This is a genomic window from Tateyamaria omphalii, from assembly GCF_001969365.1.
Classification (GTDB): domain Bacteria; phylum Pseudomonadota; class Alphaproteobacteria; order Rhodobacterales; family Rhodobacteraceae; genus Tateyamaria; species Tateyamaria omphalii_A.
Genome location: NZ_CP019318.1, coordinates 43528 through 52013, shown reverse-complemented (window position 1 = coordinate 52013; position 8486 = coordinate 43528). Strand labels below are relative to the sequence as shown.

Below are 8486 nucleotides of genomic sequence, written 5' to 3'. Positions count from 1 at the left end.
CCGATTTCGTCCAGAACGGATTGCCGCATCATGACCGAGGCGCCTGCCAGCCAATCCACGGTTGTCGTGTCGGTCGGTGTTTCAATCGGGACTTTGCGGTTTTTCAGAAGGCGGCTGACCGGTCCGAAGCGGATCGCGCCCTCGAATTCGCTGGCGATGGAAGGGAAACGGAAGCTGGGTCAGGTGCGTGTCGCCTTCGGGGCCGTGGATGTAGCTGCCGGCAAAGCCGGTGCCTGGTGTGGCTTGCAGATGCTCCAGCAACACGCGGATCGCTTCGGGCGCAGGGAACGCATCGGAATTCAGAATGTAGACGTAATCGGGCCGGACGTTGCCGGGAAGCCCTGTGCGGATGCCGACATTGTTGCCAGCCCCAAAGCCGCCGTTGCGGCCCGATTGGATCACCCGCACGCGGTTGCCTGTGTCCCAACCCTGCTTGGACGCATGTGCCGAAAGAGTTTCGTACGATCCGTCCTCGCTGTTGTTGTCGACAATCAGGATGCCGCCTGCGATGCCGTCCATGGCGGCAAGCGCCGCTTCGACAGATTTAAGCGTCATGTCGGCGGTCTTGTAGTTCAGGATGATCGTGAGGACGGTCGGTTGCTCTGCGGTCATTCCGCAGCCTCCCGGAAGGACGGACCGCCGGGTGCGGGACGCTGCGTAAGTTCAAGTTCTGCCGCCTCCAGAACCTTTTTCATACGCGTTGCCAGCACACGCACGTTGGGTTCAAGGACCATGGAGTCGTGATCGCCCGGCACCTCGTAGATGGCAAGCCCGGGCACAAAGCGTGTCCAGTCATTATCGGGATACATATAGTGCCGATCCTTGTCGACCAGACGGCCCGGCGCGACCTCCCATTGCGCGAGCAGGGGCGGGCGGAATAGCGTCAGGGGGCCGTCCCACGGGGTCACTTCATACCTGCCAACGCTTTCAAGGAACGCGGCTTCGATGGCGGCGTCGTGGAACTGCTGCCCTTCCTCGGCCGGTGCGTCACTGCCGCCCCGGCGCTTCTGCAGCTCCCAGGCGATGCGGTTTTTGGCCCATGTGGTGACATAGGACGTGCCCTCGGCCTTGAGGTTGAGCCAGTTGATCATCATCCGGTCCCGGCGCGTCAGCGGCGGGCGCTGGGGCAGAGGGGTGTCGAGCAGGATGACCGCGCCGATCTCTTCTCCTTGCGCCTCCAGCTGTCGTGCGATTTCGAAGGCGGTGATCCCGCCGCCGGAAAAACCGCCAAGCATGTAGGGGCCTTCGGGCTGCACCTGACGCATTTCAGCGATGTAGTCTGTTGCCGCCTCTTCGATGGTGCGGTGGGGTTCCTCGTTGCCATAGAGACCGCGGGCCTGCAGGCCGTAAAAGGGACGGTCAGTTCCCAAAAGATGCGCCAGATGGCGCAGGTTCAGCACGTTGCCGAACATGCCTGCCACGAGGAAGAACGGTGCGCGCGGCCCCCTTCGCCCGAGTGCATAGGCACCAGGTGGGTAAACCGCCGCGCCGGTGTGGCGTCATCTTTGTCGCCAACCGGGGTTTCGTCGCCCTCGTCCGACACGCCGCGTTCGGCAATCAAAGCGGCGACTTTGCGGATGGTGGGTGCTTCGAACAGGACTGAGATCGGGAAATCCACGTTCCATGTCTTGCGGATCTGCGCAAAGAGCCGCACCGCGATCAGGGAGTGACCGCCCAGATCAAAGAAACTGTCGTTGGCCCCGATCTGGTCGACGCCCAGAAGTTCGGCCCAGAACCCGGCGAGTGTGGTTTCGATGGCGCCCTCGGGTTCGACATATTCGCTGTCAAGCTGCGGGCGTTCGAAGGTCTGACCGCCGCCCGTTTTGCTGTCTTCGACCTGCCCGGCCTGTGTGATCATTGCGGGGATGTCGAGAGAGGAGAGCACCACTTGCGGCGTCTCGAGCGCGAGGGCGCGCAGGAAGAGGTCGGCGCCTTCTTCGGCCCGGATCCCCTGACCCAGGTTGTGGCGCAGCCGTTCTTCGGCGGGCGACAGCGGTTGGATCGTTTCGGGACCGGTCAGGGCGGGCGTCTCTTCGGTGGTCGCAAACCCCAGCGAGGTTTCCATCCGCCGGATCGAGAAGCCCCGGATGTCGACACAGACCTCGCCCTCGGGCGTGGCGAGGGTTACGTCGAAGCTGGCAATTTCGCCGGTTGCCCGGTTTTCGCCCGCATTGCGTACCCACGATACGATTTGGCCCGGAACGTCGCGGAAGACCTTGACCGAACGGTAGTTGACCGGCACCCAGAGGTAGGCTTGGGGGTCGTACCCTTCGATCAGGCCCATGGCCCAGCCTGTGGCGATGTCCATCAGGCCGGGATGCAGGCGGTAGCCGGCGTCGAGATCGCCTTGCGCGGTCTCGGGCAGTGACAACTCGGCCAGCCCTTCACCATTTCCGAGCGCCATGGATTGCAGCACGCGCCAGCGCGGTCCGAATTGCAACACCGCCTCTTGCGCGGCTTTGAGCGCGCCGCCGTGGGGCGCGTGCACGGGCGTGGCGCAGCGCGCAGTGATCCCGGCGACGTCAATCGGTGCGGGTGCGCGCATCGGCAAGAGCGACAGGTGGGCCTGCGCGTTCATCTCGACCGACCCGTCCGGCCCGCTTTGCACTTCGAGGTCATATCCCGTCTCGCTACGCGGCAGACGCAACGTCACGTCGCGCGTCTCGTTTTCGCTCACCGCCAGGGGGCGCAGGAAATAGAGATCGCGGATTTCGAATGGACCGGTTTCGCCCTGCGCGCGCAGGGCTTGTGCCGCCAGATCCAGATAGCCGGTTCCGGGCATCAGAGCATCGCCCGCTGCTGTCCGGTGATCGTGAAGCACCCAACGGTCTGCGACCGTGTAGTCGGCGGTGAAAATGCGGTGACCTGCGGCATCGAATGTTTTTTGGTCCAGCAGCGGCACGCCCGCAGGCAATAAAGGGGCTTCCACGGTGGCGCCGGTGCGTGCTGCCATGGCGTCCGCCGCCATGCCCGCATCTGCCCAGATGCCCCAGCCGATGGCCTGCACGTGCGTTTTGTCCCCGGCGCGCGCCTTGGCATAGGCGTTGAGGTATTCGTTGGCGGCCACGTAGTCGACCTGACCCGCGGGGGCTGTTGCGGTAGAACTGGAAGAGAACAGCACCATCCAGTCCAGATCGCCGTCGGGCCAAACCTCTTCGATCACCCTCGTGCCGTGCAGTTTGGGGGCAAAGACATCCTCGATCTCGGTTATGGTCTTGGTTTGGATCAAGCCATCTGCGATCACGCCAGCGGCGTGAATAATGCCCGACACCGGACCCATTTCCGCCTCGACCTGCGTACGCAGAGCGCGCATATCCTCGACGTTGGACACGTCACCGGCCAGGCATAGGACGTCGCCGCCCGCGGCTTCGAGTGCTTGCACGGCCTTGATCCGGCGGGGCAGGGCGTCGCCTGGTGCTGTGTTGGCCAGCACCTTGTCCCAGTCCTCGCGCGGGGGCAGTCCGCCGCGCGACATCAGGACAATGCGGGTGCCCGCTGCCTTGATCATGCGTTCGGCAAGTGTCAGCCCGATGCCGCCAAAGCCGCCGGTGATCAGGACGACACCCTTGTCCTTCAACTGCGCTTGCCCGGTCTCTCGTGTGTCCAGCGATTGCGAACGCCACGACATTTCGTGGCGTTTCGCGCCGCGGATGGCTGCCGCCGTTTCGCTTGGGGGCGACAGCAGTTCTTCTAATACAGGGTCGGCGAAGGTGGTGAGGTCAGCGGTCGCGCGGCCTTTGGACTGTGGCAAATCCAGATCCAGCGTGCCCACGGTGATCTGCGGGAATTCGCGCCCGATCACACGTGCAGGTCCGGTAAGCGTTGCCTTCTCGGGATATTGCAGCGCCTCGCTTGTCACTTGCACCGCGCCGGAGGTGAGCGCAGTCATGTGAATGGGATGGCTCCAGCCTTCGTCGCCCATGGCCTGCGCCAGAAACAAGAGGCTGAAGAAGCCCTGTTCCAGATTGCGATGAAAGAAGCTTGATCCGGGGCGGAAGGTTTCCTTGGTTGTGGCCAGCCAGCCGTGCAGCACCCGTGTGGGCAGAAACTCCCGCTCCAAAAGGTCACTGACGAGCGCGTCATAGCTGTCGCGGCCGCGTTCGGGCGACAGGATGTACCCGGAGGCGCCATCGCGCGCGAATGTGTCCCCGGCGCGTACGGTCAGGATGTCGTGACCGGCGGCGGCCAGTCGATCCGTGACGGCATCGCATAGGCCTGCGTCATCCGCGAACACCAGCCAGCGTTCCTGAGCCACACCGGACAAATCGCCCGTTATGTCGATGTCGCACCCGGCATAGGCGGGCCGCCACGCAGGCCGCCAGCCCCAGGTGTCGGGATCGTCGTTGCGCATCAGCCATTCAAAGGTGTCTTCGACCGGAGCCTGCGACGGCTCGATATAGTAGGGTGCCCGCTGGAACGCGTAGGTGGGCAGCGGCAGTTTCACGCGCCGCGCTTCACCCCAGACCTGGTTCCAGTCGATCTCGCCTCCCAACGCCCAGACCCGGCCGAGCATCGCCATGAAATAGGCGTCATCGGCGGCAGTGTCGTTGGGATGGCGCAGGGACGAGATGACCTGGTTGGTTTCGACATCCGAATGCTGGCCGCACAGGGACGACAGTGCTTTGCCCGGTCCAACCTCGATGAAGATGCGGTTCTTCTGCGCCAGCGTGCCGATGCAGTCTGCGAAATGAACGGTCCCGCGTAGGTGACCCACCCAATAGTCCGGCGACGTCGCCTCGGCTTCGGTGATCATCTGGCCCGAACGGTTGGAGGTGAACGGGATTTGCGGTGCGCGCAACTCTATGGAGCGCAGATAGTCACCGAATTCCTGCAGAATCGGCTCCAGCATCCGGGAATGGGCGGCGATGTCGATGGGGATGCGTTGGCAGTCGACATCGCGTGCCGCCAGCTCTTTTCCCAAGGCATCAAGGGCGGCTTGCGGGCCTGTCGCGACTGACAGGTTGGGCGCGTTGACCGCGCCAAGATCCAGATCGTCGCCCAGAAGGGGCCGCAGGGCGTCCGCGGGCAAGGCGACGGACAGCATCCCACCTGCGGGGACGGTGTCAAAGAGACGTCCGCGTAGGTGCACGAGCCCGATACAATCCTCAAAGCTCATCACACCTGCGACGCAGGCAGCGGTGTTTTCGCCCATGGAGTGCCCGACCAACGCGGTGGGTTGCACGCCCCAACTTATCCAAAGCTGGGCCAGCGCGTATTCGCAGATCATGATCAGTGGCAACTGGACCGACGGTTGGGTTAGCTTGGCATCGGCGTCCGCCTCCGTCCCTGGTTCGGGCAGCCAGAGCGCACGAATGTCGTAGTCAAGTTTGGGGTCGAGAATATCGAGACCCTTGTTCATCCACTCGGCAAAGACCGGCTCGGTTTCGTAGAGGTCACGCGCCATACCGGCGTATTGCGCGCCGCCGCCGGGGAACATGAACACTGCGTCGGGCTTGTCCAGAGCCGTGTGGGTGAACACTTGCCTTGGGTCGTTGGTTTCGAGTTTTTCTGCGGCCCGTTCGTGCGTTTCGGCCACCACGACCCGACGGTGTTCAAAGGCGTGGCGCCCCTCTTTGAGCGTCCAGGCCACGTCTGCCAGATCCTGGTCGGTACGTGTCTGCAGATGTGCGGCGAGCTTTTGTGCGTTGCCGTCGAGCGCCGCTTTGGACCGTGCCGACAAGACCAGCATCTGAAACGGCCAGTCGGACTCTTCTGATGGCGCGCGGTCCGGTGCTTCTTCAAGAACCACGTGCGCGTTCGTGCCTCCCACGCCGAGTGAGTTCACACCGGCCCGGCGCGGTCCCTTGTGGCTGACCCAATCGCTGAGCGTGTCGTTCACGCGGAAGGGCGAGTTTTCGAAGTCAATCGCCGGGTTTGGCGCCTCGTATCCAAGGGATGGCGGGATTTGAGCATTGTGCAGCGACAGGGACGCCTTGATCAAGCTCGCCACCCCGGCGGCTGTGTCGAGATGCCCGATGTTGGTCTTGACCGAGCCGATGCGGCAGAACCCGGTTTGGTCTGTCGTCTCTTCGAATGCTTGGGTCATTGCGGCAACCTCGATCGGGTCGCCGAGATAGGTGCCGGTGCCGTGACACTCGATATAGTCGATGGTGTCGGCGGTGATGCCGGACATCAGGTGCGCTTCGGCGATTGCCTCTGCCTGTCCGTCAACTGAGGGTGCGAGATATCCGGCCTTGGCTGCGCCGTCATTGTTGATGGCCGACCCTTTGATGACCGCCCAGATGTGATCACCATCGCGCACCGCGTCTTCGAGCCGTCGCAGAACGACCGCGCCCGCGCCTGAGCCAAAGACCGTACCTTGCGCCCGGTGGTCGAACGCATGGCAATGGCCATCTGGCGACAACACTTCGCCTTCCTTGAAAAGGTAGCCGCGATGCTGCGGAAGTTCGATTGTAACGCCGCCGGCAATTGCTGTGTCGCAATCATCTGCAAGAAGCGCCTGCACCGCGTTATGGGTCGCGACCAGCGACGTGGAACAGGCGGTCTGTACGTTGATACTGGGGCCCTTGAGGTCGAAGATGTGGCTGACGCGGGTGGCCAGGAAATCCTTGTCGTTGCCGGTATGGCGCAGCAGGAACATGCCTACATCATCGACCAGATCGCGGTTCGAGCAGATGTTGAAATAAAAATAGCTGCCCATGCCGCAGCCTGCGTAAACGCCTATCGGCCCGTTGGCCTTGGCCGGGGGATGACCCGCGTTCTCCAACGCTTCCCACGCCACTTCTAGGAACTGCCGGTGCTGGGGGTCCATGATCGCAGCTTCCTTGGGCGAGAGGCCGAAGAAGTCGGGATCGAAGGTCTCAAACCCGTCAAGCGGTGCAGCCGCTGGCACGTAGTCAGGCCGTTCTACCAGATGCGGTGCTTCGCCCGCGGCAAGAAGCTCTTCGCGGGAGTAATGCCGGATGGACTCGATCCCGTTCTTGAGATTGGACCAATATGCCTCGATATCATCCGCCCCTGGCAGATGCGCGGCCATGCCTATGATTGCTATGTCAGTCATGAATAGGTGAACTCGAACTACGGTTGATTACAATTTACCCAAGGAATGCGCCGAAATTGGGCCGCAGGCGTGCCAAAATATTAGTCCAGAACAGTATGCATTCTGACCCGGTTGTCCAGTTTCTAGCTGCATCATCTTTACTATTGCATGTGTATACCGCGTCGGACTGCTGTCTTTCGTAAGTTTGCGAAACGCGGACAAATTTTGCTTGAGGTGTGGCCTGAGTGCTCCTGATGTACGTATATTCGCGCCAGGCGTGTGTGGAGGTCAGCGGCCAAAAGGATTCGTGTGGGTTTCGGCACTGGGCGTGGATTGACTGCGCGCATATTTTTTTCAGCGCAAACCTCTCCTTTCAGTTGTAAATGCCTCACAATAACCTTGCTTTTTACAAAATCATCGGGATGCTCGCGTGGCATTACGAGGCGCCTCACATCGAGGCATCTGTTGAGGAAAAGTCAATTCTGTCCGGTCACGAGACGCGTCCGTCATCTTTGGATACAGTGTGTTGCATTTGAATAATCGTTTGACCCGACGCCGGGAGGTCTGAGTTTTGGCGACATATCTCAAATCAGCTTCGTTGAACGAGCTTTGGTCGCTGTACAAAAGCAACTTTCAGGACGTCAGCAGCACGGTTGCGGATGCTGTTTCGGCAGCACGCGACACCGAAGACAAAATTGCCACGATGTTGGGACGATCCTTGGAAGACTGTGACGTGCTTGAGGTTGGCTCGGGGCAGCGGTCCGCCTTCAGGTATCTTTTGGGTGCGCGCAACCGGTATGTCGGCATTGATATTGAGCCCGCACCATCCGGCAGAGTATTAAAGGATTTTCGTGACGACCTGCGGGACAGGGGCTTTTCACGCGCTGCCAAGAACGCCATCAAGAACGTGACCGGTCTGTCGCGTAAGTATGACAAAACGATGCGCAACATGATCGGCGTTACTCAGGTAGACACCGAGTTTCGCGTGATGGATGCGGAAAACATGGAATTTGCCGACAACAGCTTTGACGTCGTCGTGTCGCACAATGTGTTCGAACACCTTCCTGATCCAGTGGCCGTGATGCGAGAAGTGGCGCGGGTTCTGCGCCCGGGTGGCGTCGCGCATATCCACACGCATCTTTATACCAGTGACAGCGGTGCGCATGATCCTAGAATTTACGCGGGTGACAGAAACGGGTTTCCGTTCTGGGCACATTTGCGCCCTGAGACCGAGCATTTGGTCAAGCCGAACTGCTACGTGAACAAAGTGCGTTTGAATGAGTATCTTGCCGGTTTTGAGAGCACGTGGATCGGTTCGGAGAATCTGAAACTGCCGACCCAGAAGTTTTGAAAACAGAGCTGGAAAAGTTGCGAGCGGACGGTGCGCTGGCCGCATACCGGGATGAGGAGTTGCTGACGAACATCCTGCGTACCACGTGGAAGAAACCCGAAACGCAAGATGTCGTGCAATGATCCTTGGCAAGGC

2 protein-coding genes and 1 pseudogene are annotated in these 8486 nt (G+C 61.3%); 1 reads left to right on the top strand and 2 read right to left on the bottom strand.

The window, feature by feature from the left end; all coding sequences use genetic code 11:
• Nucleotides 1-81: 81 nt before the first annotated feature.
• Together BWR18_RS21465 and BWR18_RS21155 are read right to left on the bottom strand one after the other, a co-directional pair.
• Nucleotides 82-612: a glycosyltransferase gene (locus BWR18_RS21465; RefSeq protein WP_076630939.1), complete on the bottom strand. Its 531-nt coding sequence runs from the start codon at nucleotides 610-612 to the stop codon at nucleotides 82-84.
• Nucleotides 609-7021 (bottom strand): annotated as a pseudogene (locus BWR18_RS21155) (type I polyketide synthase). The gene BWR18_RS21465 and the pseudogene BWR18_RS21155 overlap by 4 nt, the downstream one beginning before the upstream one ends.
• Nucleotides 7022-7598: 577 nt before the next feature.
• Between BWR18_RS21155 and BWR18_RS21150 the strand changes: the two are divergent.
• Nucleotides 7599-8351 (top strand): class I SAM-dependent methyltransferase, encoded by a 753-nt coding sequence (locus tag BWR18_RS21150; RefSeq protein WP_076630937.1) that lies wholly within the window; start codon nucleotides 7599-7601, stop codon nucleotides 8349-8351.
• Nucleotides 8352-8486: the final 135 nt, after the last annotated feature.

Excerpts from the sequence above, each read along its gene's own strand:
- BWR18_RS21465 (WP_076630939.1), bottom strand. The coding sequence starts at position 612 with ATGACCGCAGAGCAACCGACCGTCCTCACGATCATCCTGAACTACAAG.